The 22,722-nt window shown below is 72.6% G+C and carries 24 protein-coding genes; 7 read left to right on the forward strand and 17 right to left on the reverse strand.

Annotation, left to right across the window (positions count from 1 at the left end; translation table 11 throughout):
- Window positions 1–59 precede the first annotated feature (59 nt).
- The 4 genes from MKK60_RS05130 to MKK60_RS05145 all read right to left on the reverse strand — a co-directional run bounded on the left by MKK60_RS05130 (window position 60) and on the right by MKK60_RS05145 (window position 4,014).
- Window positions 60–512: an NfeD family protein gene (locus MKK60_RS05130; protein WP_243984129.1), complete on the reverse strand. Its 453-nt coding sequence runs from the start codon at window positions 510–512 to the stop codon at window positions 60–62.
- A complete protein-coding gene (locus MKK60_RS05135; RefSeq protein ID WP_243984130.1) occupies window positions 509–1,492 on the reverse strand; it encodes an SPFH domain-containing protein in 984 nt (327 codons plus the stop codon). The genes MKK60_RS05130 and MKK60_RS05135 overlap by 4 nt, the downstream gene beginning before the upstream one ends.
- Before the next feature lie 259 nt (window positions 1,493–1,751).
- Window positions 1,752–3,089, reverse strand: coding sequence for a nuclease (locus MKK60_RS05140; protein ID WP_243984131.1), 1,338 nt, complete (start codon window positions 3,087–3,089; stop codon window positions 1,752–1,754).
- A gap of 10 nt (window positions 3,090–3,099) precedes the next feature.
- Window positions 3,100–4,014 carry a hypothetical protein gene (locus tag MKK60_RS05145; RefSeq protein ID WP_243984132.1) on the reverse strand — a complete coding sequence of 305 codons (915 nt, stop codon included), beginning with the start codon at window positions 4,012–4,014 and terminating at the stop codon, window positions 3,100–3,102.
- Between the two features lie 588 nt (window positions 4,015–4,602).
- On the opposite strand from MKK60_RS05145, the gene MKK60_RS05150 reads away from it, so the two are divergent.
- Together MKK60_RS05150 and MKK60_RS05155 are read left to right on the forward strand one after the other, a co-directional pair.
- Entirely contained in the window at window positions 4,603–5,547 is a 945-nt protein-coding gene (locus MKK60_RS05150) for a lipid kinase (protein WP_243984133.1), read from the forward strand.
- A 28-nt stretch (window positions 5,548–5,575) separates the two neighbouring features.
- Complete coding sequence (locus MKK60_RS05155; protein ID WP_243984134.1) at window positions 5,576–6,298, forward strand: TerC family protein; 723 nt, start codon at window positions 5,576–5,578, stop codon at window positions 6,296–6,298.
- A gap of 228 nt (window positions 6,299–6,526) precedes the next feature.
- On the opposite strand, the gene rho is transcribed toward MKK60_RS05155, so the two are convergent.
- The 8 genes from rho to MKK60_RS05195 form a co-directional block, all read right to left on the reverse strand.
- Window positions 6,527–7,792 carry a transcription termination factor Rho gene (gene rho, locus MKK60_RS05160; protein ID WP_147728289.1) on the reverse strand — a complete coding sequence of 422 codons (1,266 nt, stop codon included), beginning with the start codon at window positions 7,790–7,792 and terminating at the stop codon, window positions 6,527–6,529.
- Between the two features lie 694 nt (window positions 7,793–8,486).
- On the reverse strand, window positions 8,487–9,026 hold the full coding sequence (locus MKK60_RS05165; protein WP_243984135.1) for a ferritin-like domain-containing protein: 540 nt from the start codon (window positions 9,024–9,026) through the stop codon (window positions 8,487–8,489).
- Window positions 9,027–9,191: 165 nt separating this feature from the next.
- Entirely contained in the window at window positions 9,192–9,419 is a 228-nt protein-coding gene (locus MKK60_RS05170; RefSeq protein ID WP_147728284.1) for a type II toxin-antitoxin system HicB family antitoxin, read from the reverse strand.
- A complete protein-coding gene (locus MKK60_RS05175) occupies window positions 9,416–9,658 on the reverse strand; it encodes a type II toxin-antitoxin system HicA family toxin (RefSeq protein WP_147728283.1) in 243 nt (80 codons plus the stop codon). Before MKK60_RS05175 ends, MKK60_RS05170 begins: the two co-directional genes overlap by 4 nt.
- Before the next feature lie 111 nt (window positions 9,659–9,769).
- Window positions 9,770–10,393 (reverse strand): dephospho-CoA kinase, encoded by a 624-nt coding sequence (gene coaE, locus MKK60_RS05180; RefSeq protein WP_147860016.1) that lies wholly within the window; start codon window positions 10,391–10,393, stop codon window positions 9,770–9,772.
- Window positions 10,394–10,403: 10 nt separating this feature from the next.
- Complete coding sequence (locus tag MKK60_RS05185; protein ID WP_243932996.1) at window positions 10,404–11,237, reverse strand: shikimate dehydrogenase; 834 nt, start codon at window positions 11,235–11,237, stop codon at window positions 10,404–10,406.
- Window positions 11,234–12,283 carry a cation diffusion facilitator family transporter gene (locus tag MKK60_RS05190; protein ID WP_243984136.1) on the reverse strand — a complete coding sequence of 350 codons (1,050 nt, stop codon included), beginning with the start codon at window positions 12,281–12,283 and terminating at the stop codon, window positions 11,234–11,236. The genes MKK60_RS05185 and MKK60_RS05190 overlap by 4 nt, the downstream gene beginning before the upstream one ends.
- Window positions 12,284–12,292: 9 nt before the next feature.
- Window positions 12,293–12,937, reverse strand: a complete 645-nt coding sequence (locus tag MKK60_RS05195; protein ID WP_243984137.1) for a Maf family protein — start codon at window positions 12,935–12,937, stop codon at window positions 12,293–12,295.
- Between the two features lie 231 nt (window positions 12,938–13,168).
- On the opposite strand from MKK60_RS05195, the gene MKK60_RS28410 reads away from it, so the two are divergent.
- Complete coding sequence (locus MKK60_RS28410; protein WP_313901112.1) at window positions 13,169–13,408, forward strand: addiction module antidote protein; 240 nt, start codon at window positions 13,169–13,171, stop codon at window positions 13,406–13,408.
- Between the two features lie 9 nt (window positions 13,409–13,417).
- Here the strand turns inward: MKK60_RS28410 and MKK60_RS05205 are convergent, their stop codons facing one another.
- A complete protein-coding gene (locus tag MKK60_RS05205; RefSeq protein ID WP_147728162.1) occupies window positions 13,418–14,248 on the reverse strand; it encodes a pyruvate, water dikinase regulatory protein in 831 nt (276 codons plus the stop codon).
- Window positions 14,249–14,845: 597 nt separating this feature from the next.
- Here MKK60_RS05205 and MKK60_RS05210 point away from each other — a divergent pair.
- Window positions 14,846–16,003 carry a uroporphyrinogen decarboxylase gene (locus MKK60_RS05210; protein WP_147728163.1) on the forward strand — a complete coding sequence of 386 codons (1,158 nt, stop codon included), beginning with the start codon at window positions 14,846–14,848 and terminating at the stop codon, window positions 16,001–16,003.
- 289 nt (window positions 16,004–16,292) lie between these two features.
- Window positions 16,293–16,739 carry a protoporphyrinogen oxidase HemJ gene (gene hemJ, locus MKK60_RS05215; RefSeq protein WP_147728164.1) on the forward strand — a complete coding sequence of 149 codons (447 nt, stop codon included), beginning with the start codon at window positions 16,293–16,295 and terminating at the stop codon, window positions 16,737–16,739.
- Window positions 16,740–16,882: 143 nt separating this feature from the next.
- Here the strand turns inward: hemJ and MKK60_RS05220 are convergent, their stop codons facing one another.
- A complete protein-coding gene (locus MKK60_RS05220; protein ID WP_147728165.1) occupies window positions 16,883–17,170 on the reverse strand; it encodes a hypothetical protein in 288 nt (95 codons plus the stop codon).
- A 440-nt stretch (window positions 17,171–17,610) separates the two neighbouring features.
- Between MKK60_RS05220 and MKK60_RS05230 the strand changes: the two genes are divergently transcribed.
- Window positions 17,611–17,976 carry a lysozyme inhibitor LprI family protein gene (locus MKK60_RS05230; protein ID WP_243984139.1) on the forward strand — a complete coding sequence of 122 codons (366 nt, stop codon included), beginning with the start codon at window positions 17,611–17,613 and terminating at the stop codon, window positions 17,974–17,976.
- Between the two features lie 262 nt (window positions 17,977–18,238).
- Here the strand turns inward: MKK60_RS05230 and hisG are convergent, their stop codons facing one another.
- Window positions 18,239–19,222: an ATP phosphoribosyltransferase gene (hisG, locus tag MKK60_RS05235; RefSeq protein ID WP_409567370.1), complete on the reverse strand. Its 984-nt coding sequence runs from the start codon at window positions 19,220–19,222 to the stop codon at window positions 18,239–18,241.
- 8 nt (window positions 19,223–19,230) lie between these two features.
- Complete coding sequence (locus tag MKK60_RS05240) at window positions 19,231–20,415, reverse strand: ATP phosphoribosyltransferase regulatory subunit (protein ID WP_243932809.1); 1,185 nt, start codon at window positions 20,413–20,415, stop codon at window positions 19,231–19,233.
- A gap of 193 nt (window positions 20,416–20,608) precedes the next feature.
- Between MKK60_RS05240 and MKK60_RS05245 the strand changes: the two genes are divergently transcribed.
- Window positions 20,609–20,896 (forward strand): YARHG domain-containing protein, encoded by a 288-nt coding sequence (locus MKK60_RS05245; protein ID WP_243984141.1) that lies wholly within the window; start codon window positions 20,609–20,611, stop codon window positions 20,894–20,896.
- Between the two features lie 128 nt (window positions 20,897–21,024).
- Here MKK60_RS05245 and hisS read toward each other — a convergent pair whose 3' ends face one another.
- Window positions 21,025–22,551, reverse strand: a complete 1,527-nt coding sequence (gene hisS, locus MKK60_RS05250; RefSeq protein ID WP_243984142.1) for a histidine--tRNA ligase — start codon at window positions 22,549–22,551, stop codon at window positions 21,025–21,027.
- Window positions 22,552–22,722 lie beyond the last annotated feature (171 nt).

The following is a 22,722-nucleotide window of genomic DNA, read 5'->3' on the forward strand; positions in this document are numbered from 1 at the left end:
GGCCCCGGGATGACGGGGCGGAGCGGCGAACGATGCGGCCAGCCCGAGCCGCAGCCGCCTCACGCTCCCGTCACCACCAGCACCGTCCCGTCGATGCCCGTCACCCGCACCCGCGCGCCGGCGGGGAGGTCCGGGCCGGTGACGCGCCAGAGGGTGTCGTCGAAGCGGATGCGGCCGGCGCCGTCCTGGATCGGCTCGGCGAGCAGGCCTTCGCGACCGACGAGGCCGCGGTCGGCGCGGTTGAGGGTCGGGACGTGGTCGCGGCCGAGGCGGCGGGCGATGAGCACCGCGGCGACGGCGAGTCCGGAAAACAGCAGCAGCTGCGCCTGCCACGGCAGGGGCACGAGCGCCGCGACGAGGCCGGTGGCGAGCCCCGCGAGCCCGAGCCAGATCAGGAAGATGCCGGGCGCCGCCAGCTCGAGCCCGGCCAGCGCCAGGCCGGCGAGGATCCAGGCCCAGGCCGCGCCCAGGGTCGCGGGGATGTCGGCGAGGCTCATGTCGGCAACACTCATGCGCGCGGCGTGCCCGCGTTCGGCGGGGTGCCGGAGCGTCCGCGCGGCGGGCTCGCGCCCTCCCCGAACACCGACTTTGTGATCTCGGCGATGCCGCCCAGCGTCCCGGCGAGCGCCGCCGCCTCAATCGGCACCACGACGACGCGCTGGTTCGGGGCGGTGGCGATGGCGCGCACCGCCTCGACGTACTTCTCGGCCACCAGGAAGTTCGCCGCGGCGATGTCGCCCGCGGCGATCGCGGCGCTGATCATGCCGGTGGCCTTCGCCTCGGCCTCGGCCGAGCGCTCGCGGGCCTCGGCGTCGCGGAAGGCGGCCTCCTTGCGGCCTTCCGCCTCCAGGATCGCCGACTGCTTGCGCCCCTCGGCACGCAGGATGTCGGCCTGGCGGTGGCCTTCCGCCTCCAGCACCGAGGCGCGCTTCTCGCGCTCGGCCTTCATCTGCCGGGCCATGGCGCCGGCCAAATCCGCCGGCGGCACGATGTCCTTGATCTCGATGCGGGTCATCTTCACCCCCCAGGGCGAGGCGGCGGCGTCCATCACCCTGAGCAGCCGCTCGTTGATCTCGTCCCGGTGCGAGAGCAGCTGGTCGAGGTCCATCGAGCCGACCACGGTGCGGATGTTGGTCATCGTCAGGGTGCGCGTCGCAACGTCGAGATTGGAGATCTCGTAGGAGGCGCGGGCGGCGTCGAGCACCTGGTAGAACACCACCGCGTCGATGGTGACGCCGGCATTGTCGCGGGTGAAGGCCTCCTGGCTCGGCACCTCGATCACCTGCTCCATCACGTTGACGCGGCGCCCGATGCGCTCGACGAACGGGGTGATCAGCCCGAGCCCGGATTCGAGGGTGCGGGCGTAGCGGCCGAAGCGCTCGACGGTGAAGACGTAGCCCTGCGGCACGATGTTGATGCCGGCCGCCAGCGTCACGACCACGAGGATCGCCGCCACGACCGCGAAGGTGCTCAGGCCGATCGAGAGACTCATCGCCATCCCCGCAAGGCGCCGACGCGGCGCGCCGGCATCCTAGCGCAGCCGGGGGCGACGGCGCGAACGGGCGCCGCTCGTCCTCGCAGGGGCGGCGCCTCCCCACATCGCCCGGCTGGCGCGGGTCCGGGCGACGCGTCCGTCCCGTGCGGCTTGGAGCGTATTTTGCGCGATCACCGGATCGCGGAAAAACGCTCTCGCGTCTCGCGGGATGGCGTTGCCTTCACGCGAGCCGGCGTCCACCTCGCGCGACGCTGCTCTAGCGCTTCCACACCCCGATGCGCTCGGTGCGGGCGTGGTCCTCGGCGGCGACGAGCTCGGGGGAGGCCTCGGGCGAGGCGCGGCCGCCTCCGTTGAACAGGACCACCTCGGAGAGGTCGCGGCCCTCGACGGTGCAGGAGACGTTCTCGCTGCCCGGCACCGGCGTGCAGGTGATCGGCCGGCCGGCGAGGTACTTGGTGAGCTCGTCCGCCTGCCCGCCGCGCACCCACTCGACGCCGAACAGGTGCATCAGCTTGCCGGCGACGCGCACGGTCGCGGTGTCGATGACCTCGGCCTTGCCGCTGATCGCGTTGGCGGCGGGCGGAGCCGGCGGCTCGGGCAGGCCGACCGTGTCGGCGGTCTCGGGCGGCGGCGTCACCGGATCGGGCGCGGGCGCGGCCGGCGCGGGTTTCTCGGCGCCGGCCCGCGTCGCACGCTGGGCCGGGCTCTCGTTCTCGGGCGCACGGTTGCCGACGACGAGGCCGGCCGCCAGCACCGCGAGCAGGGCCGCCGCGGTGCCGCCGGCCAGCCAGCGCCGGTGCTGGCGCACGGATTCGCTCTCGCCCTGCCAGTCGCGCAGGCGCGCGGCGACGCGGCCGACCCCGTCCCGGGCCGAAGCCCCGACCCGCGACGCCTGCTCGCGCCAAGCGGGATCGCGGGACGCCTGATCGGGGGATGCCGGATCGCGCGAGGCCGGCTGGGGGGCCGCGCCGGCCGTCGTCTCGGCGGCTCTGTTCGCCGCCGCCGCGTGCCGCGCGGCGAGCCAGGCGGCCATCCCCGCCCGGACGCCGGAGACGCGGTCGGCGGCGGATTCGGCGAGCGCCCGGCCCTGCTCGGTCGAGCGCTCGGCCAGCGCCCGGGCGCGCTCGGAGCCAGTCTCGACGAGGCGGGCGGTGGCGGCGCGCATCTCGGCGGCGCCGGCCAGCAACGAGGCGTCCTTGGCGTCCTTGGCCGCCTCGGGCTCGGGCTCGGCCGGCACGGTCGCCGGCGGCCGGAACAGCGCCGGGTGCCGGGCCTGGATCTCGTCGACGAGCTCGGCGAGCGTCAGCGGCGCGTCCGACCCGGCATGACGGCGCGGGCGGCCGTGGCGGTCGACGACGCGATGGCCCGGCGGCGCTTCGGACGGCTCGACCGCCGCCTCGGCGAGGAGCTGCAGCGTGCGCAGGGCCACCGGCTTCGGGTTGCGGCGCGCGATCTCGGCCTCGACCGCGCCGCGCAGGGCCGCGCGCTCAGGGCCGGCGAGCGCCGGGCGCGCCGTCGCGGCCTCGGCTTCCGCATCCGGGGGCGTCGTGGCCGATGTTCCGGTGGCCGGTGGTTTCGTGGCCGAGGCTGTCATGGCGTGTCGTCTAGCCGTTGGCGCCGGCTCCGGGAAGCGCGCCGACCGTGGCGCCGCGGCGCAGCACCCGGCTCGATTCGGAGACGATCACCGGCCGGCCGCCGGCGAAGCTCACCTCGAGCACCAGCTCGGCGACCCCTTGCGAGCGCGCGCCGCGGGCCGGGTTGCCGGCCCGGAAGTCGACGAGGGTGCGCACGACGCAGCTCTGAAGCGCCGCATTGCAGGCGGTGCGGGTGTCGTGCGGCTCGTAGCGCCGCTCGGGCCAGCGCTGCGCGAAGCGGCGCTTCTCGGCGAGCAGGGCCGCGAACGTCGTCATCCGCCCGTGGAAGCGCAGGCGCTCGCCGTAGAAGCGCGACGCGCCCGAGACCATGGCGCCGTTCGATCCGGAGAAGGAGGCGAGGTAATCCTCGGCCAGGCCCTGGGCCTGCCCGGCCCAGTCGGCGAAGCGCGGGTCGGCCGCCGCCTCGCGCGCGCCGGAGGGAATCCGCGGCGCGACGGTCAGCGCGTCGGCGGCCGGCGTGTCGGAGAGCCGCCGCGCCGAGCGACGGCGCAGGCGCGGCCGCTCGGCCCGCCGGCTCGGCCCCCCCATGGCGGCCCCGTCGCGCTCGGTCTCCGCGAAGGCGGGCGCCGGGCTCGCCGCGTTCCCGGCGGGCTGCGCCGTCTCGCGATCCGGCTTCGCATTCCGACCGGTGCCGGCCGCGGTCTCGAAGGCCGGCCGCGTCGACTCCCGTGCTGGGGGCTGTTGCGCTTGCGGCTGCGATTGCGGCTGCGGCTCGGCCTTAGGCGCCGGCGTGCCGGGCGCGACCTTCGCCGGCGGATCGACCCAGGCCGGAGGCGTCTGCGCCTGCACTGCGCCGGCGGCGAGGATCAGGCCGAGCGCGAGCGTGGAACGCCGGGCGCCGAAGCGCGGGAGATCAGAGCACATGGGATCACCGGATGGTGGCCGAACGTCGAACGGGGCGTTTTAGAACGGCCGAGGTTAACGCAAGCGGGTGGGCGGCTGGTTCCGTCGGACCGGCACGCCGTCGCGGATCGACCGCCTTCGGCATCGACGGGTCGCGCGAATCGCGTCCGGTGCCGGCGGACGCCCGCGATTGCGCCGGCCGATCGGGAGCGCAAGACCGCGCCAAGACCACGCCAAGCACGCGCGCGTCCCCTCCCCGACAGGCGCGCAGTCCGCCCGGTGGACCCGGTCGCTCGAGGCACCCGGCCGGGCCGGGCCGAAGGCTTCGGTCCTGATCGATGCGAGCGGAAGACCGTCCAAGCCGCGGAAACCGCCGCCCCGGCCCATGGGAAGCGCGCGATTGCGCGGGCGCCGGGGTTGAGATCGATCGGCGGGTACGCCACCTAGGCCGTATTCCGGGTCCGGGCCCCTCTGGCGGTCGAGGCGTCGACCGCGATGTCGGATCTCTGCCACGCCGTCGCCCCCGCGCCCCCGCGGGGGGGCGAACGCGCCGAAGGGCTGCCGCTTGTCCGATTCGCAAACTCGATCCGGGATGCCGGAGGTTTTCCGATGAGCGCGGGCGTTCCTCCCCATGACGATGCAGCGGGCCGCCGCAGGGCGCTGCTGCTGTGCAACCCGAAGGCCCGCAACGGCGGCGGCGCGATCGACGCCGTGCGCGACGCGCTGCGCGCGGGCGGGCTCGACCTGGTCGAGCCGGAGCCCGAGCGCGATGGTTGCGCGGTGATCCGGCGGCACGCGCACGACGTCGACCTCGTGATCCTCGGCGGCGGCGACGGCACCATGAACGCGGCGGCACCCGCCCTGGTCGAGACCGGGCTGCCGTTGGGCATCCTGCCGCTCGGCACCGCCAACGACCTCGCCCGCTCCCTCGGCCTGCCGCTCGACCCGGTGGCGGCCGCGGAGCTGATCACCACGGCGGCGGCGCAGCCGGTCGATCTCGGCTGGGTCAACGGGCACTACTTCTTCAACGTGGCGAGCATCGGCTTCTCGGCGGATCTGGCCGGCGGGCTCACCGCCGAATCGAAGAAGAAATGGGGCACGGTCGGCTACGCCATCGCCGCCTTCCGGGTGCTGCGCCGGGTGCGGCCCTTCACGGTGACGATCGAGCACGACGGAAAGCGCGAGCGCGTCACCACGATCCAGGCCTCGGTCGGCAACGGGCGCCACTACGGCGGCGGCATGACGGTGGAGGAGACCGCCACCGTCGACGATGGCAAGCTCGACTTCTACTCGCTCGAGGTGAAGCACTGGTGGCGGCTGCTCGCGCTGCTGCCGGCGCTCCGCCGCGGCACCCATGGCAGGGCCGAGGACGTGCGCGCCTTCCAGACCACCGAGGTGGTGCTGAGCACGCGCAAGCCGCGGGCCGTCAACACCGACGGCGAGCTCACCACCCACACCCCGGCGCATTTCAAGGTCTTCCCGAAGATCCTGAGGATCTACGCGCCGGACGCCGCCCGCCGGCCGGGCACCGCGAACCGGCTCTCGCCGCGCTGAGGCGCGCGCGCTTCGAGGGAGGGGCCCGATGGACCATCTCGTTCAGCTCGCCGCCGACCCGACGGTGTGGGCCGCGCTCGCGACCCTCGTGGTGATGGAGGTGGTGCTCGGGATCGACAACCTGATCTTCATCTCGATCCTGACGAACAAGCTGCCGCCCGAGCACCAGGCGCAGGCGCGCCGCATCGGCATCGGGCTCGCCCTGGTGCTGCGGCTCGGGATGCTCGGCACGGTCGCCTTCATCGTGCAGCTGACGAGCCCGGTCTTCCAGGTCGCCGGCCACGCCTTCTCCTGGCGCGACCTGATCCTTCTCGCCGGCGGCCTGTTCCTGCTGTGGAAGGCCACCAGCGAGATCCATCACAGCGTCGACCCCCCGCCGGAGAAGGCGACGGGCGCCGCGGCGATCGGCTTCGCCGCGGCGATCGGCCAGATCCTGCTGCTCGACCTCGTCTTCTCGATCGACTCGATCATCACCGCAGTGGGCATGACCGAGCACGTGCCGGTGATGATGATCGCCGTGATCGCGGCGGTGATCGTGATGCTGGTGGCCGCCGAGCCGCTCTCGGCCTTCATCGCCCGGAACCCGACCGTGGTGATGCTGGCGCTTGGCTTCCTGATCATGATCGGCATGACGCTGATCGCCGAAGGCTTCGGGGCGCACGTGCCGAAGGGCTACATCTACACCGCGATGGCGTTCTCGGCCGGCGTCGAGGGGCTGAACATGCTGGTGCGGCGGCGGCGACGAACCTGAGCGGCGGAGCGGTTTCTCCCTCCCCCCTCTGCGGGGGAGGGTGGCCCGCGAAGCGGGTCGGGAGAGGGGAGCGCGCTATCCGGAGAGGTCGCTCCCCTCTCCCGACCCTCGCTCACGCGAGGCCCACCCTCCCCCGCTTAAGGGGGGAGGGAAGAGGTACGGCGCATATGAAAAAGGCCCCGATCCAAGGATCGGGGCCTTCTTTTTCGTCCGAAGGCCCGAAACCCCTCAGGTGTTCATCGAGTCGAAGAAGTCGCCGTTGCTCTTGGTCTGGCGCAGCTTGTCCATCAGGAACTCGATCGCGTCGGTGACGCCCATCGGGTTGAGGATGCGGCGCAGCACGTAGGTCTTCTTGAGCGCGTCCGGGGGAACCAGCAGCTCCTCCTTGCGGGTGCCCGAGCGGGTGATGTCGATCGCCGGGAAGATGCGCTTGTCCGAGACCTTGCGGTCCAGGATGATCTCGGAGTTGCCGGTGCCCTTGAACTCCTCGAAGATCACCTCGTCCATGCGCGAGCCGGTGTCGATCAGCGCGGTGGCGATGATCGAGAGCGAGCCGCCCTCCTCGATGTTGCGGGCCGCGCCGAAGAAGCGCTTCGGGCGCTGCAGCGCGTTGGCGTCGACGCCGCCGGTGAGCACCTTGCCCGACGACGGCACCACGGTGTTGTAGGCGCGCCCGAGGCGGGTGATCGAATCCAGCAGGATGACCACGTCGCGGCCGTGCTCGACCAGGCGCTTGGCCTTCTCGATCACCATCTCGGCGACCTGCACGTGGCGGGTGGCCGGCTCGTCGAAGGTCGAGGCGATGACCTCGCCCTTCACCGAGCGGATCATGTCGGTGACCTCCTCCGGCCGCTCGTCGATGAGCAGCACGATGAGGTAGCATTCCGGGTGGTTGATGGTGATCGACTGCGCGATGTTCTGCATCAGCACGGTCTTGCCGGTGCGCGGCGGCGCGACGATCAGCGCGCGCTGGCCCTTGCCGATGGGGGCGACGATGTCGATGATGCGGGGCGAGAAGTCCTTCTTCGGCGGCGCGTCGAGCTCCAGCTTGAAGCGCTGGGTCGGGAACAGCGGCGTCAGGTTGTCGAAGTGGACCTTGTGCTTGATCTTCTCCGGGTTCTCGAAGTTGATCGTGTTGACCTTGAGCAGCGCGAAGTAGCGCTCGCCGTCCTTGGGGCCGCGGATCGGGCCTTCCACCGTGTCGCCGGTGCGCAGGCCGAAGCGGCGGATCTGGGTCGGCGAGATGTAGATGTCGTCCGGGCCCGGCAGGTAGTTCGATTCCGACGAGCGCAGGAAGCCGAACCCGTCCTGCAGCACCTCGCAGGTGCCGGCGCCGATGATCTCGACCTCCTTGGCCGCGAGCTGCTTGAGGATCGCGAACATCAGCTCGGCCTTGCGCATGGTCGAGGCGTTCTCGACCTCGACCTCCTCGGCGAAGGCGATCAGGTCGGTCGGCGTCTTGGACTTAAGGTCCTGGAGCTTGACCTCGCGCATGGCGTCGAGGTCGGAGGCCGCGAGCGCGCCCTCGGTCGACGGGGTCGGGTCGGGCAAGTTCGAGTCGGGCAAGTTCGAGCCTGGGATGTCCGCGAGGGCGGAGACGTCGGACTGTTCGTTCATGGGATGTCTTGAACCGACGAAAGCGAAGGTTGAGGCAGGGAGCCTGGCAATCGGGAGAGGGCGCCGGATGTCTGGCCGCAAACGGTTGCGGCGGACCCGTGCATCGTCTGGGCGGAGCCCCGGGGGCTCACGGATGCGGCGGCGGCGCTTTTTTTAGGAGGGCAGACCACGCATATCGCGTTTTCGATGCCGGCTCAAGGGGGTGGGTTTCCGAGGCCTCGCTCCGACCGGGGGCTCGCGCGGAGTGGGCGGATCGGAGCGATGGGCGTCGCGGTCGCGGCACCCGCCGTCGTCATCCCGGGGCGCCGCGGACCTGCCCGGCATCCAGAACCGCAGGTCGCGCTGAAGATGGCGCCGTCGGCGGCTCCGGATCCCGGGCTCTGCTGCGCAGCCCCGGGATGGCAGGGTCGGTCTCGAACCGAGAGGTGAGAAAGCCGTCTCGAAGCGGATGGCCGGATCGGCCAATCCCCGCAGGACCGGATCGCTCGACGCACGACGCGCCCCCTCCCCCGTGCGGGAGAGGGGGCGCGTCGTGCGCTGCGATGCGGGGACGGGGTCGTTCGGTGCGCGCCTACGTCGCCTTGCGGCCGCCCTTCTTGCCGGCGGGCTCCTCGGTCGGCTCGGTGCCGTCGAGGTTGAGCTTCTCGGCGATCTCCGAGAGCAGCGCGTCGGTCTTCTTCTCCTCCTGCAGGGTCTCGTCGAGGAGCTTGGCCGCGTCGGCGTAGCCGAGCTGGGCGGCCCAGGTCTTCAGGGTGCCGTAGCGGGCGATCTCGTAGTGCTCGACCGCCTGGGCGCAGGCCGCCAGCACCGCGTCGGCGGCGGGGCTGTCGCCGAAATCCTCCAGATCCTCCTCCATCTCGGAGGTGATGCCCTGCATCGCCTCGCAGGTCTTGGCGCGGGCCGGCTTGCCGATGATCTCGAACACCTGGCCGAGCCGCTCGACCTGGTTGGCGCTCTCCTCGGCATGGGTCTCGAAGGCCTGGCGGAGCTCGGCATGCTCGGCGGCCTTGGCCGACTTCTTGAGCGCCTTCACCGACTGCTTCTCGGCGTAGTAGACGTCCTTCAACGTCTCGTAGAACGCATCGTGCAGCGTCTTCGGCTTGGTGGCCATGGCGGATGTCCTTCGGGTGCGTCGCGGGCGGCCCGCGACGGCAGGCGGCCCCTGGGCTGCCAACCCGCCGCCCCCGCATCGGCTCCCGACGAAATATCGCCCCCTGTGGAGGAACCGAACGCCGTCGGGCGGCGGCGGACGTCGGCCGAGGACGGCGCGTGCCGTTCAGCCGACAGCCCGCTGCAGCGCGTGCGAGGGAGGGGGCACGGCATGACCGAGCTCGCGAGCCATGGCGATCCACGCGTCGATCGCGTCGCGGACGTTCACGAGCGCTTCCTCGGGCGTCTCGCCGTCCGACATGCAGCCGGGGAGATCGGGCACGGTCGCAGCGAAGCCGCCGCCGTCGTCCTGGGTCAGTGGGGAGATCACCACGGGGTAGGTGAGTTCGCTCATGGCGCGGCTCCGACCTTGTCGATGAACCGAACAAGTTCGCGGATATACCACCCCTTGATCGGCCGAGCGGCGGGGATCGTCAACTTTTCGAATTGCGACCGGTGGCCGACCCGATAGTGCGAACCGCCGCCCCGTGGTGGATGGCAAGCTACGTCGAACTCGGCGCAGAGCGCAGCGATGTCCGACACGGTCCACCCAGCCGCGGGATTGGCCCGCATCGCTTCCAGGCGTTTCGACATGCAGCACCACCTCCTGATTCGAAGGCAATCATTAACGGTGATGCGTTAATTCTTATTGATCCGGCAGTTTATCGCGAATGGGTTAGGACCAGGTTAATCGCTGGAGCCACGTCAGCGATGTCCCGCCTGGTCGGATATCCGCGCGACGATCCGCGCCACCTCCGCCTCGGCGGCGGCGAAGCCGAGGCTCGTGTCGATCACGTAGTCGGCCCGCGCCCGCTTCTCGGCGTCCGGCATCTGCTTGGCGCGGATCGCCTCGAAGGCGGCCTCGGTCATGCCGGGGCGGGCGAGCACCCGGGCGCGCTGCACCGCGGGCGGCGCGGTGACCACGAGGACGGCGTCGCAGCGGGTCTCGCCGCCGGTCTCGTAGAGCAGGGGCACGTCGAGCAGCACCAGCGGCGCGGCCGCGTGGCGCTCGAGGAAGGCGTGGCCGGCGGCGCGGACCAGCGGATGGACCAGCCCTTCCAGCGTCGCGAGCCTGTCCGGCCGCCCGAGCACCGCGTCGCGCAGGCGGGTGCGGTCGACGCCGCCGTCGGGCGCGAGCGTGCCGGGGAAGGCGGCGCCGATCGCCTCGGCCGCCGCGCCGCCCGGCCCGTAGAGCGCATGCACCGCCGCGTCGGCGTCGTGCACCGGCACGAAGCGGGCGGCGAACATCGCCGCGGTGGCGGACTTTCCCATGCCGATCGAGCCGGTGAGCCCGAGCACGAACGGTTTTTTGCGCGCGGTGTCGCTCATCCAGGCCAATCTATCCCGGCAGGTCGGCCACGACGACGGCGCGCAGGGCCTCCGTCACCGCCGGGCGCACGCCGAACCAGGCTTCGAAGCCGGGCACGGCCTGGTGCAGCAGCATCCCGAGCCCGTCGACGGCGGCAAGGCCGCGGGCGCGGGCGGCGGCAAGCAGCGGCGTCTCCAGCGGCACGTAGACGATGTCGGCCACCGCCGCGCGGGCCGGCAGCGGGCCGAGGTCGAGGCCGAGCGGCGGCTGGCCGGCCATGCCGAGGGCGGTGGTGTTCACCAGGAGCCCGGCCTCCGGCATCGCCTCTGGAATCGCGTCCCAGGCGATCGCGGTGGCGATGCCGGGGGCCAAGGCCGCCACGGCCTCCGCCCGCTCGCGGGTGCGGTTGGCGACCACGATCCGCGCCAGGCCGCGCTCGGCCAGGCCGACGACGATGGCGCGCGCCGCCCCGCCGGCCCCGAGCACCAGCGCGGTGCCGGCCCGCTCGGGCCAGCCTTCGCCAAGGTTCCGGTCGAGATGCGCGGCGAAGCCCGGCGCGTCGGTGTTGTCGCCGGCGATGCGTCCGTCGGCGCCGACGACCAGCGTGTTGACCGCGCCGATCGCCCGCGCCCGCGGCGTCAGGCTGTCGCTCAGCGCGAAGGCCGCCTCCTTGTGCGGGATCGTGACGTTGCCGCCGGCAAAACCCGATTCCGGTAGCCGGCGAAAGAACTCGGCGAAGTCCGCCGGCGCGACGGCGATGCGCGCGTAGCTGCCGGCGATCCCGTGCTCGGCCAGCCAGTGCCCGTGGATCAGCGGCGAGCGCGAATGCGCGATCGGGTGGCCGACGACGAAGGCGCGCCTCACGCGACGCACTCCCGCGCGAGGAGGCAGGGCGGCCCGCCGGCCTCCTCGATCTGCACCGTGGCGTGGGCGATGCCGAAGCGGGCGCGCAGGGCCTCGGCGATCTCCACGAGGAAGCCGTTGCCCGGATGGCCGTCCGCCATCACGAGATGGGCCGTCAGCGCGATCTCGGTGGTGCTCATCGGCCAGATGTGGAGGTCGTGCAGGCCCGAGACCCCGGGACGGGCGCCGAGATAGGCGCGCACCGCGTCCGGGTCGATGCCCGGCGGCACCGCGTCGAGGGACATCGCGACACTGTCGCGCAGCAGGCCCCAGGTCGCCCAGACGATGAGCCCGGCGACGACGAGGCTGACGGCGGGGTCGATCCAGTCGAGGCCGGTGGCGAGGATGATCAGGCCGGCGAGCACGACGCCGGCCGAGACCGCGGCGTCGGCGGCCATGTGCAGGAAGGCGCCGCGGATGTTGATGTCGCCCTTGGCGCCCGACGCGAACAGCCAGGCGGTGACCCCGTTCACCAGGATGCCGAGGCCGGCCACCACCATCACCGCGGTGCCGGCCACCGGCTCGGGATGGATCAGGCGCGAGACCGCCTCCCACAGGATCGCACCGGTGGCGACGAGCAGGAACACGGCGTTGAACAGGGCGGCCAGGATCGAGGAGCCGCGCAGGCCGTAGGTGAAGCGCGCGGTCGAGCGGCGCTTGACCAGCACCGACGCGACCCAGGCGGCCACCAGCCCGAGCACGTCGGAGAGGTTGTGGCCGGCATCGGCCACCAGCGACATCGAGTTGGCGGCCCATCCATAGCCGGCTTCGATCACCACGAAGGCGGCATTGAGCCCGATGCCGATCGCGAAGGCACGTCCGAAGCTCGCCGGCGCGTGGACGTGGCCGTGGCCGCCATGACCATGTCCGGCATGGCTGTGCCCGGCATGGTCGTGACCCGCGTGGTCATGCGCACCGTGATCATGGCCGGCATGGTCGTGGCCCCGGTCGTGCCCCGCATCGGGATGCCGGTGCCCGGCAGGGTCGTGGTGATCGTGTCCCGCCATGTCGCGTCCCTAGAATGCCAGGAGGCCCTTGGCCCGCAGCCGCGCGAGCAGCGGCAGCAGCGGCAGGCCCAGGATGGTGCTGTGGTCGCCCTCGACCCGCTCGAACAGGTGGATGCCGAGCCCTTCGAGCTGGTAGCCGCCGACGCTCGCCCGCACGCGCTCCGCGCCCGCCAGCGCCACATAAGTCGCGATCGCCTGGGGATCGAGCGGGCGCAGGGTCAGGCGCACGGTCTCGACGAAGCTCTCGACCGCGCCGTCCTGCGCCAGGGCGACCGCCGCGTGCAGGAGGTGGGTGCGCCCGGCCAGGCGCGCCAGCTGTGCGCGCGCCGCGTCCAGGCCCGCGGGCTTGTGGAACACCGCGCCGTCGCAGGCGAGCACCTGGTCGGCCCCGACGACGACGCGGCCGGGATGCCGCCCGGCGACCGCCACCGCCTTGGCCTCGGCAAGCCGCAGCGCCAAGGCCTCGGGCGAAAGGGTCCCGGACGAAGTCCCGGGATCCGGGCCGGCGCAGGCCGCCTCGACCGCGCGCTCGTCGACGCCCGGCGCCGTCGTCTCGACGGCCAGGCCGGCGCTCTCCAGCAGCATCCGCCGCGTCGGGCTGGTCGAGGCGAGGAGGAGCGGCGCGGACCCGAGCCAGGGGGAGGAAGGCTGCATCCCGCCGGAGTGTCACGGATCGGCGCGCGCCCGCAAGCCGATCGTCGCCGGGCGCGACGCGCAAAGCCCCGCCGTCCGGGATGAACCGGGCGACGAGGCCGGCGGGACCGATACGCGACGCTGGCCCCGTGACGGGTCTACCGCGACCCGGGTTAGCGGGTGGTCAACGGGGTGGGTGCGGGCGGGTGTGCGTTGCGGGACGGGACGCGGGCCCAGCATCGGGCCGACGAAGTGTCGCTTCGAAGCTGCATCGCTGCTCACGCCGGCGATACGCCGCCCGCGCGTCCTTGCCGGAAGGCGGCGCGCGCCCACGGAATGGCCCGGATCGCCCAGGCGACCGGCCGATCGCGGGAAAGCCTCTATCGCGCCCTGTCGAACCGCGGGAATCCGCAGCTCGCGACCTTCATGGGCGTGCTCCGGGCCTTGGGCCTGGAGCTCAGCATCCGCCCGGCCGGCAGCAGGGCGGGCTGAGGGCCGGCCTCACGCCGCGATGAACTTCAGCCGGTGGTCGCGGTAGAGGTCGAGGATCGCGGCGGCGGTCTCCTCGATCGAGCGGCGGGTGACGTCGATGGTCGGCCAGCGGTTCTTGCTGAACAGGCGGCGCGAGGCGGTGATCTCGTCGGCGACCGCGTCCTTGTCGACGTACATCGAGGAATCGTCGGCCTTGAGGCTGAGCAGGCGGTTCTGGCGGATCTGGACGATGCGCTCGGGCGACGCGATCAGCCCGACGACGAGGGCCTTGCGCACCCGCTCCAGCGCCGGCGGCAGCGGCATGCCGGGCACGAGCGGCAGGTTGGTGGTCTTGAGCCCGCGGTTGGCGAGGTAGATCCCCGTCGGCGTCTTCGAGGTGCGGCTGACCCCGATCAGGATCACGTCGGCCTCCTCGAGGTCGTCGGGCAGGTTGCCGTCGTCGTGGGCCAGGGTGAAGTTCATCGCGTCGATGCGCTTGAAGTACTCCGCGTTGAGCGTGTGCTGCGCCCCCGGCCGCGCCGCCTTCTGGGTGCCGAGGTAGGATTGCAGCAGGTTGTGCACCGGCTGCAGCACCGAGAGGCAGGGCGAGCTCGATTCCCGGCACGCGCTCTCCAGCCGCTCGCCGAGATCGCCGCCGACGAGGGTGTAGAGCACGAGGCCCGGCGCCGCCTGGATCTCCGAGATCACCCGCTCGAGCTGCGGCCCGGAGCGCACCAGCGGGTAGACGTGCTCGATCGCCGAGACGCCCTCGTACTGCGCGGCGGCCGCGCGGCCGACGTTGATCAGGGTCTCGCCGGTGGAATCCGAGACGAGGTGGAGGTGGAAGTAGCTGCGGCTCATATCCGTGCCCCTCGCCGCCCGCACGCGTCCCCGCAGGGCGCCGACCGCATCCGGCGGCCGGAGGAGACGATGTCGGAACGCGCGGCCGCTCGAAGCATCCGGTCTCCTCGGAGTCGGAAAAAAGGGACGAAACGCCCTTATCCACCGCCGGCCGTCAGGGGAGTCGATGAGTGTGGATAGGATGGCCCGCCGGCCCGGTCCAGCCGGAGACCGCGAAATCCATCGACTCCGGCGTCAACAGACCGTCATCATCGGCATGGCGGAATCCGTGCGCCTGGGAGAATCCGGGACGCAGGCACGCGCACGGCTCCGTCGCACCGCGCAAGGCGCTGGCGGGACTGGCCTATCGCAGACATTAGCGGCAATCCGTTAAAGCCTGCTTAACGGCGTTGCGGCCGGGAGAGCCTGTGGACACGGTTGCGATCCCGTGACTCAGCCTCCAAGAGAAAAAACAGAGTCCTAGAATCTCTCTTCTCTAAGATAGAGCCGGCCTGGGGACGGCCTCGTCGCGCCGCGACGGGGACCGGACGAACGGGCCTTTCGAGAACGAGACCTGAGCCCGGCAGGGCGGAACGGGAGGCGGCATTGGGGGACAGGATGGCCACGCAGGGCACGGTGCAGGGTGGTCCCGACCGCAAGGTCCTCAGGGTGCTCGCCGGCGAGGCGGTCTCGCCGCCCCCCGCCTGGATGATGCGCCAGGCCGGGCGCTACCTGCCGGAGTACCGGGCGACGCGGGCGGAGGCCGGCTCGTTCCTGGACCTCTGCTACAGCCCGGACTTCGCCGTCGAGGTCACGCTGCAGCCGATCCGGCGCTTCGGCTTCGAGGCCTCGATCCTGTTCTCGGACATCCTCGTGATCCCGCACGCCCTCGGGCAGGACGTCCGCTTCGTCGAGGGCGAGGGGCCGCGCCTCGATCCGCTCGAAGGCCGGGCCGCGTTCGAGCGCCTGCGCCAGGCCGACGACCCGGCGATCTTCGCCCATCTCGCGCCGGTCTTCGAGACGGTGCGGCGCCTGCGGGCGGAGCTGCCGCCCGAGACCACGCTCCTGGGCTTCTGCGGGGGCCCCTGGACGGTGGCGAGCTACATGATCGGGGGACGGGGCACGCCGGACCTCGCGCCCGCCCGTGCGCTGGCCGAGGCCGACACGGGCCTGGTCGACGCGCTGATCGACCGCCTGGTCACCGTGCAGACCGCCTACCTCGTGCGCCAGCTCCGGGCCGGCGCCGACGCGGTGCAGATCTTCGAGTCGCATGCCGGCACGCTGCCGCCGGCGCTGCCGCCGGGCACGGCGCTGGTCGAGCCGGTGGGCGACGTCTCCGACAGCGCGCTCCCCGAGGAGACCGAGCGCGACGCGCTGAGCCGCTGGTCGTTCGGGCCGATCGCCCGGATGGTCGCCGGCATCCGCGCCGAGGTGCCGGATGCGAAGATCATCGTGTTCTGCCGCGGCGCCGGGCTCGAGGGCCATGCCCGGGTGGTGCCCGAGACCGGCGCCGACGCGGTCGGCGTCGACTGGTCGATCGACCTCAAGGCCCTGCGCGACCGGGTGCCGGCGACGACGGTGACCCAGGGCAACGTCCACCCCGACACGCTCATCGAAGGCGGCGCGGCCCTCGACGCGGCCGTCGACGCGGTGCTCGAGGCCACCCGCGGCCTGCCGCACATCTTCAACCTCGGCCACGGCATCACCCCGCAGACGCCGGTGGCCCACGTGGAGCAGATGCTGGCGCGGTTGAGGGGCGGCTCGCCGTCCTCCTGAAAAGCGTCCGAGAGGCCGCGCATCCCCTCGCCCCGCCTGCGGGGAGAGGGCCGCGACGACCTCGTCGTCGTCGCGGCGAGGCGGCAGCCGACGGTGAGGGGGCTTCGACGGCGGAGCCTCGTTCGTCCGCGCCCCCTCACCGCCGCTTCGGCTTCGCCGCCGCTTCCCACAGGCACGACGAGGTGCCTGTGGGCCTCTCCCCGCACGCGGGGAGAGGGGAAACGCGCCCTATCCGTGCGATGTCGGAGACGTGCGCCCTGCCCGACCATCCCATCCGGAACCCTCGCCCGTGCTCGACACCCTCTATCCCTGGATCAAGGCGTTCCACGTCGTCGCGGTGATCGCGTGGATGGCCGGGATGCTCTACCTGCCGCGGCTGTTCGTCTATCACGCCGCCCTCCCCCCCGGGCCGGGCGCGGCGGCGCAGTCGGCGACGTTCAAGGTGATGGAGCGGCGCCTGCTCAAGGCGATCATGAACCCGGCGATGATCGTCACCTGGGTGCTCGGGCTGACGCTGGCCTGGACCAGCGGCGCCTACGTCACCGGGTGGCTCCAGGCGAAGTTCCTGCTGGTGCTGGCGATGAGCGGCATCCACGGCTGGCTCGCCCGGATGGTCAAGGACTTCGCCGCCGACCGGAATACCCGCGGCCATAAGTTCTACCGGGTGCTCAACGAGGTGCCGACGCTGCTGATGATCGTCATCGTCGTGCTGGTGATCGTGAAGCCCGGCCTCTAGGGCATGTTCGAGTGCGATGGATGCCGGATGGAAAGACACCTTCGATCGCCGTGCGGCCGCGTCCGCGCGCCGGGTCGGGACGATCCGTCGTCCCGGCTCGGCGCGCACATCGATCGGCCGGCGGCAGAGGATCGATCCGGACCTCAGTAGCCCCAGTACCGGAGCCGCTGCGCGTACCCGGCGTCCCGGTAGGACTGAACGCGGCGAACATGGGCGGCGTGCGCGTAGGCATCGGCCGCCGCGTAATCCCCGTACAGCGCCGCGACGTTGGCGGCATGCTGATCGCGTCGGGCCTGGATGGCGCGGACGTCGGCGGCGTGCGCGGCCTGATCCGACGCGTACTGAGCGCAAGCGCCCGTATTCACGAGGACGAGCGCGCCGAGCGCGACAGATACCGACTTGATGGTGGAAGTCTTGCTCTTGATCTTCATAGGAACACCTCAAGGAGCGACGCTTGTTCCGCACGTCGCACCGCGATCACACCTCGCAGCGTGTTAATCCGGCATGAACTACCGCTGGTTGGAAGCTGTCCGGGCGGGGGGATGATCTGGCCGATCCCGAATCCGGTCTCAGCGTGCAGGGCAGGCCCGAGCGCCGCCCGAACGCGATGCCGGCGAGGGCGGTGCGGCGGTCGACGGGAGGCCGTCCGCCTCCGGGGCGGGTCGAGGAGGGCGGCAACACCGGGGCGGCGAGAGCGGGGCGATCGCGGTCCGGAGATCGTCGGCGGAGGTCGAGCCATCCCCCGCCCGACGCGGCTGCGACCGCAGGGGGCCGTTCTGTCGGCGGCGCCGAAAGAAGCGATTTTTCCGTTCGGTTAACCCGGCCGGCATGCGATGGCGAACGCATCGCCGCCGCACCCCGTTGGACCGCCATGACCTTCGCCATCAAGCCAAGCCTCGTCCTGCCTGTCCTGCCCGTCCTCGCCCTCCTGCTGGCCGCCGGGCCGGCCCGGGCCGCGAGCTTCGACTGCGAGGCGGCGAAGGCCGCCGACGAGCGGGCGGTCTGCACCACGCTCGCCCTGAACGACCGCGACGTCGAGATGGCGACCCGCTTCGAGATCCTGAAGGACGTGCTGCCGATGGGCGGCCGCGCCAAGCTGCGCGACGACCAGGAGACCTGGCTCGCCGAGCGCCGCGCCTGCGCCGCCGACACCGCCTGCCTCAAGGCGATCTACGACGCGCGCCTGACGGTGCTGCGCGCGGTGCAGTCGGAATTCGCCAAGCAGGGGCCGCAATAGGCGACCGGTTGGTGTTCCCAACGATGCGGGACCGGGACATGAGACGGGAGTTGCGCAAGCCGTACCCGCTCATCCGGGCCGCCCTCTGACATGCGAAAGGAGGCCGAAGCCTCCTCACGCCGTGGGGCGGGGCCTGCCGGAACCCCGCAATGCGCTCCTGCCATCGATGGGGGACGGCAGTGCTACGGCAGGCAGATTGTCACCGTGTCGCCCACGAGAGGACATCGAGCACGGCACGGGGCGTCTTGCCAGATTGCAGCCGCTACAGCCGCGCCAGGAGCCGCTCCGCCAGCGGGTTCTCGGCGGCGAAGGCGTAGTCGATCCGGCGGACGGTGACGGCCCTGGCGCCGGCCCGGACCAGGGCGTCGGCGAGGTCGAACACCGCGTCCGCGGGACAGCGCATCACGATCTCGCCGTCGGCCCCGCGCGGGGCGCCGTAGGGCAGCTCGGCCTCGTGCAGGCCGCTGATGCTGGCGAGGTCGATCGCGCCGGAATCCGGCATCGCGGCGCGGACCTCGCGGGTGGTCCGCGCCCGCTCCTCGGCGGCGATCCGGCCGAGGACGGCGCGCAGCGCGTCGCGCTGGTGGGCGCCCCAGGGCGCGTTGAGCGAGGCGACGAGGTTGGCCTCCGAGCGCAGGATCACCCCGTCGTCGAGGATCTTCAGGGCGTTGGCGGCCAGCGTCGCGCCGGTGGTGGTGATGTCGACCACGATCTCGGCCGAGCCCGCGGCCGGCGCGCCCTCGGTGGCGCCCAGGCTCTCCACGATCCGGTAGTCGGCCACCCCCTTCTCCGCGAAGAAGCGGCGGGTGAGGTTGACGTACTTCGTGGCGATGCGCAGGCGCCGTCCGTGGCGGGCGCGCATCTCGGCGGCGACCTCGTCGAGGTCGGCCATGGCGCGCACGTCGATCCAGGCCTGGGGCACGGCCACCACCACGGTGGCGTTGCCGAAGCCGAGCGGCGTCAGGAGCTCGACCTGGCCGTGCGCGTCGGACAGCGTCTCGCGGATCAGGTCCTCGCCGGTGATGCCGAGATGGGCCGCGCCCGAGGCGAGCTGGCTCGCGATCTCGGAGGCGGAGAGGTAGCGCACCTCGACGCCGGCCACGCCCACGAGCTTGCCGCGGTAGTCGCGCGCGCCCGCCCCCTGCGCCAGGCGCAGGCCGGCGCGGCCGAAGAAGGCGGCGGCGTTCTCCTGCAGCCGGCCCTTGGAGGGCACGGCCAGCACCAGGGGGGCGTCCGGGATGTCCATGGTCTCGCTCATCGGGCGGCTCCCGCCACGGGTCGGCCGGCTCCCGCCGCGGGGTCGACCCAGCGCGCGACGCGGTCGACCCAGAAGGTGCAGCCGACCGCCGGCTGCGCGGTCGCGCTGCCGAGATGGGTCAGGAGCCCGTCGTAGCGGCCGCCGCCGACCAGCACCGGGCCGGCGCGGTCCGTCGTCGCCGTCACCTCGAAGATGAAGCCTGTATAGTAGTCGAGGTTGCGCGCGAAGGCGCCGGAGAAGCGAAAACCCTCGAGCGCCAGGCCGCGGGCGGCGATGAAGCCGTTGCGCTCCTCGAACAGGTCGAGCGCCGCCTCGAGCGCGTCGTGGCGCAGGCCGGCGTCGCGGACGAGGGCCCGCAGGTCGCGGGCGGCGGCGTCCGGGTCGCCCCCGATCGCGCGGTAGCGGTCGACGAGCGCACGGTTCTCGGCGTTCAGGCCGGCGCCGCCGTTGGCCTGGGCCGCGGCCTTGGCCAGGAACCGCTCGGCGATCTCGCCGGCGCTGCGCCCGCCCACCGCCGAGATCCCGGCGATCGCCAGCACGTCCTCGACGAAGGCGCGGACGCCGCGCGGGTCCTGGCCCTGGATCGCGGCGAGCAGGCCCGCATGCGGGTCCTCGGGCTGGGCGGCGTTGGTGACCGCGTCGAGCGAGCGCCCGGCCGCGAGCGCCCGCAGCGTCCGGCGCTTGGCGGCCGGCGGCACGCTCAGGGCCTCCAGCAGCGCCACCGTGAGCCCCATGTCGCCGAGGCGCACGCCCGGCGCCGCGTGCCCGAACAGGGCGAGGCCTTCCAGCGCGATGCCGAGCACCTCGGCGTCGGCGGCCGGCGTGTCGGTGCGGCCGATCGATTCGATGCCGGCCTGCAGGAACTCGTCGGGCTCGTCGGCCGCCAGCCGGAAGACCGGGCCGCAATAGCTGTAATCGGCCGCCTGCCCCTCGGCCTGCGCGCGATGCAGGCGGCAGACGGGGATCGTCAGCTCCGGCCGCAGGCACAGCTCGGCCCCGTCCGAGCCCTGCGTCACGAAGATGCGCCGGCGGATGTCCTCGCCGGACAGTTCCAGGAACGGCTCCACCGGCTGCAGCACCGGCGGCGTCACGAAGCGGTAGCCGCCCTGCGCGAGATGCGCCGAGAGCCGCGCCTGTGCGAGCCCGTCCGCCCCCATCTCTCCTGCCTGCGGTCGCGTCATGATCCTGCCCGTCGTCGTCGAGCGGTTCTGTAGCAACCGGAACCGGGCTTGGCGACCGCCCCGCCGCCGCGCACGGGCGCGAATGAACACGCAGGGGCGAACCTGTGGGACGCGGCGGCCGTGCGGCGCCCGGCGCACCGGCTATGATGCGGGCTCCCGACCCGACGACCCGACCCGATGGGAACCGACCCCGATGCGCGTCCTCCCCCTCGCCTTCCTGCCGGCGACCTTGGCCCTGGCGACTTGGCCGCTCCTCGCCGCGCCGGCGCTGGCGGAATTCCCCTGCGACGAACTCTGGGGCGAGCGCAACGCGGTCTACGCCGAGGCCGGCTACTGCTTCCGCACGCCGCGCGGGATCCGCGCCTTCGGCAAGGCCGGCTGCCGCTACGACGACATCGCCGACGTGCCGCTCTCGGCCCGCGACCGCGCCAAGGTCGCCGAGATACAGCGCCGGGAGCGCGCCGCCGGCTGCCCGCGCTGAGGGAGCCGCCGCTCTTCCCTCCCCCCGACGGATCTCGGGCTCGCCCGAGATCCGCATCCCGTGTGCCCGAGTCGGGCAGGCCCGACTGGGGTGCGGGGGAGGGAGAGTCTGACCGTTGGCGCTTGCCTTCAGGCCTCGTCCGAAAAGTGCTGGGCCAGCACCTCGCGCACGCGGGCGACCATCTCGGCCTCCGGGCAGGAGAACTGCGCCGGCCGGGCGGCCTTCCACTCGGCGTTGCTGGCGATGTTGCGGGCGGCCTCGGCGCCGGCGATGAGGTCCTTGACCTGGACCTCGCCGGCCGCGCGCTCGTTCGAGCCCTGGATGATCGCCACCGGGCTGCCGCGGCGGTCGGCATACTTCATCTGCGCCTTCATCCCGGCCCCGCCGAGGTAGAGCTCGGCCCGGATGCCGGCCTGCCGCAGGGTGGCGACGAGCCGCTGGTAGGCGGCGATCTCGTCGCGGTCGAGCACCAGCACCACCACCGGGCCGGGCTTCGCCGCCGCCTCGACGAGCGGGCTGCCGGTGAGCTGCAGCGCCGAGAACAGCCGCGACACGCCGATGGAGAAGCCGGTGGCCGGCACCGGCTCGCTGCGGAACCGCCCGACGAGCCCGTCGTAGCGCCCGCCGCCGGCGACCGAGCCGAAGCGCACGGTCTGCCCGTCCTCGTTGACGACGGGGAAGGTCAGCTCGGCCTCGTAGACCGGGCCGGTGTAGTATTCGAGCCCGCGCACCACCGAGGGGTCGACGCGGATGCGGTCGACGCCGTAGCCGGCCGCGTCGACCAGCGTGGCGATCGTCCGAAGCTCCTCGATGCCGGCCCGCGCGGTCTCGTTCTCGCCGAAGGCCGAGAGCAGCGCGTCGACGAAGGCGAAGCGCTCGGGCGCCGCGTCCGAGCCGCCGCCGAGCAGCAGCGCGATCACCTTGTCGGCCTGGCCGGAATCGAGCCCGGCGCCCTTGGTGAAGTCGCCCGATTCGTCCTTGCGGCCGGGGCCGAGCAGCAGGCGCACGCCCTCGGTGCCGAACTTGTCGAACTTGTCCATCGCGCGCAGCACGGTCAGGCGCTGCCCGGCCTGGGCGTCGCCGGCGAGCCCGATCGTCGCGAGCACGCCGTCCAGCACCTTCCGGTTGTTGACCTTGATCACGTACCGGCCGGCGAGCCCGAGCCGGTCCAGCGTGTCGGCCATCAGCATGCAGGCCTCGGCATCGGCGGCGACCGACGGCGCGCCGACGATGTCGGCGTCGAACTGCATGAACTGGCGGAAGCGGCCCGGCCCCGGCTTCTCGTTGCGGAAGACGAACCCGTTGCGGAAGCTGCGATAGGGCTTGGGGATCGCGTCGAAGTTCTCGGCCACGTGGCGGGCGAGCGGCGCGGTCAGGTCGTAGCGGAGCGAGAGCCAGGCCTCGTCGTCGTCCTGGAACGAGAACACGCCCTCGTTCGGGCGGTCGAGGTCGGGCAGGAACTTGCCCAGCGCCTCGGTGTACTCGACGAACGGGGTCTCCAGCGCCTCGAAGCCGTAGAGCTCGAACGTCGCCCGGATCGTCTCCAGCATCCGCCCCTGCGCCGCGATCTCGGCGGCGCGGCGATCGACGAAGCCGCGCGGCAGGCGGGCCTTCAGGCCGGGCTTCTCGCCGGTGTTGGAATCGGCCTTGGACATGACGGTTCGTTTCGATCGCGCGCTTCGGGGGTCGCCGGGCTGTATCGCGGCGGCGGGGGCAGCGGCAAGCCGGGCAGGTTTTCGAAGGCCGTCGTCGTGTCCGAGCGGCGAGGCGTCCGCCGCGCCTCTCCCTCCCCCCTCAGCGGGGGGAGGGTGGGCCTCGCGTCAGCG

This window comes from Methylobacterium sp. J-092 (assembly GCF_022829325.1).
GTDB lineage: Bacteria > Pseudomonadota > Alphaproteobacteria > Rhizobiales > Beijerinckiaceae > Methylobacterium.

Coding starts and splice junctions, on each gene's coding strand:
- MKK60_RS05130 (WP_243984129.1), bottom strand. CDS start 512: ATGAGTGTTGCCGACATGAGCCTCGCCGACATCCCCGCGACCCTGGGC.
- MKK60_RS05135 (WP_243984130.1), bottom strand. CDS start 1,492: ATGAGTCTCTCGATCGGCCTGAGCACCTTCGCGGTCGTGGCGGCGATC.
- MKK60_RS05140 (WP_243984131.1), bottom strand. CDS start 3,089: ATGACAGCCTCGGCCACGAAACCACCGGCCACCGGAACATCGGCCACG.
- MKK60_RS05145 (WP_243984132.1), bottom strand. CDS start 4,014: ATGTGCTCTGATCTCCCGCGCTTCGGCGCCCGGCGTTCCACGCTCGCG.
- MKK60_RS05150 (WP_243984133.1), top strand. CDS start 4,603: ATGAGCGCGGGCGTTCCTCCCCATGACGATGCAGCGGGCCGCCGCAGG.
- MKK60_RS05155 (WP_243984134.1), top strand. CDS start 5,576: ATGGACCATCTCGTTCAGCTCGCCGCCGACCCGACGGTGTGGGCCGCG.
- rho (WP_147728289.1), bottom strand. CDS start 7,792: ATGCGCGAGGTCAAGCTCCAGGACCTTAAGTCCAAGACGCCGACCGAC.
- MKK60_RS05165 (WP_243984135.1), bottom strand. CDS start 9,026: ATGGCCACCAAGCCGAAGACGCTGCACGATGCGTTCTACGAGACGTTG.
- MKK60_RS05170 (WP_147728284.1), bottom strand. CDS start 9,419: ATGAGCGAACTCACCTACCCCGTGGTGATCTCCCCACTGACCCAGGAC.
- MKK60_RS05175 (WP_147728283.1), bottom strand. CDS start 9,658: ATGTCGAAACGCCTGGAAGCGATGCGGGCCAATCCCGCGGCTGGGTGG.
- coaE (WP_147860016.1), bottom strand. CDS start 10,393: ATGAGCGACACCGCGCGCAAAAAACCGTTCGTGCTCGGGCTCACCGGC.
- MKK60_RS05190 (WP_243984136.1), bottom strand. CDS start 12,283: ATGGCGGGACACGATCACCACGACCCTGCCGGGCACCGGCATCCCGAT.
- MKK60_RS05195 (WP_243984137.1), bottom strand. CDS start 12,937: ATGCAGCCTTCCTCCCCCTGGCTCGGGTCCGCGCCGCTCCTCCTCGCC.
- MKK60_RS05205 (WP_147728162.1), bottom strand. CDS start 14,248: ATGAGCCGCAGCTACTTCCACCTCCACCTCGTCTCGGATTCCACCGGC.
- MKK60_RS05210 (WP_147728163.1), top strand. CDS start 14,846: ATGGCCACGCAGGGCACGGTGCAGGGTGGTCCCGACCGCAAGGTCCTC.
- MKK60_RS05220 (WP_147728165.1), bottom strand. CDS start 17,170: ATGAAGATCAAGAGCAAGACTTCCACCATCAAGTCGGTATCTGTCGCG.
- MKK60_RS05230 (WP_243984139.1), top strand. CDS start 17,611: ATGACCTTCGCCATCAAGCCAAGCCTCGTCCTGCCTGTCCTGCCCGTC.
- hisG (WP_409567370.1), bottom strand. CDS start 19,222: ATGGACATCCCGGACGCCCCCCTGGTGCTGGCCGTGCCCTCCAAGGGC.
- MKK60_RS05240 (WP_243932809.1), bottom strand. CDS start 20,415: ATGACGCGACCGCAGGCAGGAGAGATGGGGGCGGACGGGCTCGCACAG.
- MKK60_RS05245 (WP_243984141.1), top strand. CDS start 20,609: ATGCGCGTCCTCCCCCTCGCCTTCCTGCCGGCGACCTTGGCCCTGGCG.
- hisS (WP_243984142.1), bottom strand. CDS start 22,551: ATGTCCAAGGCCGATTCCAACACCGGCGAGAAGCCCGGCCTGAAGGCC.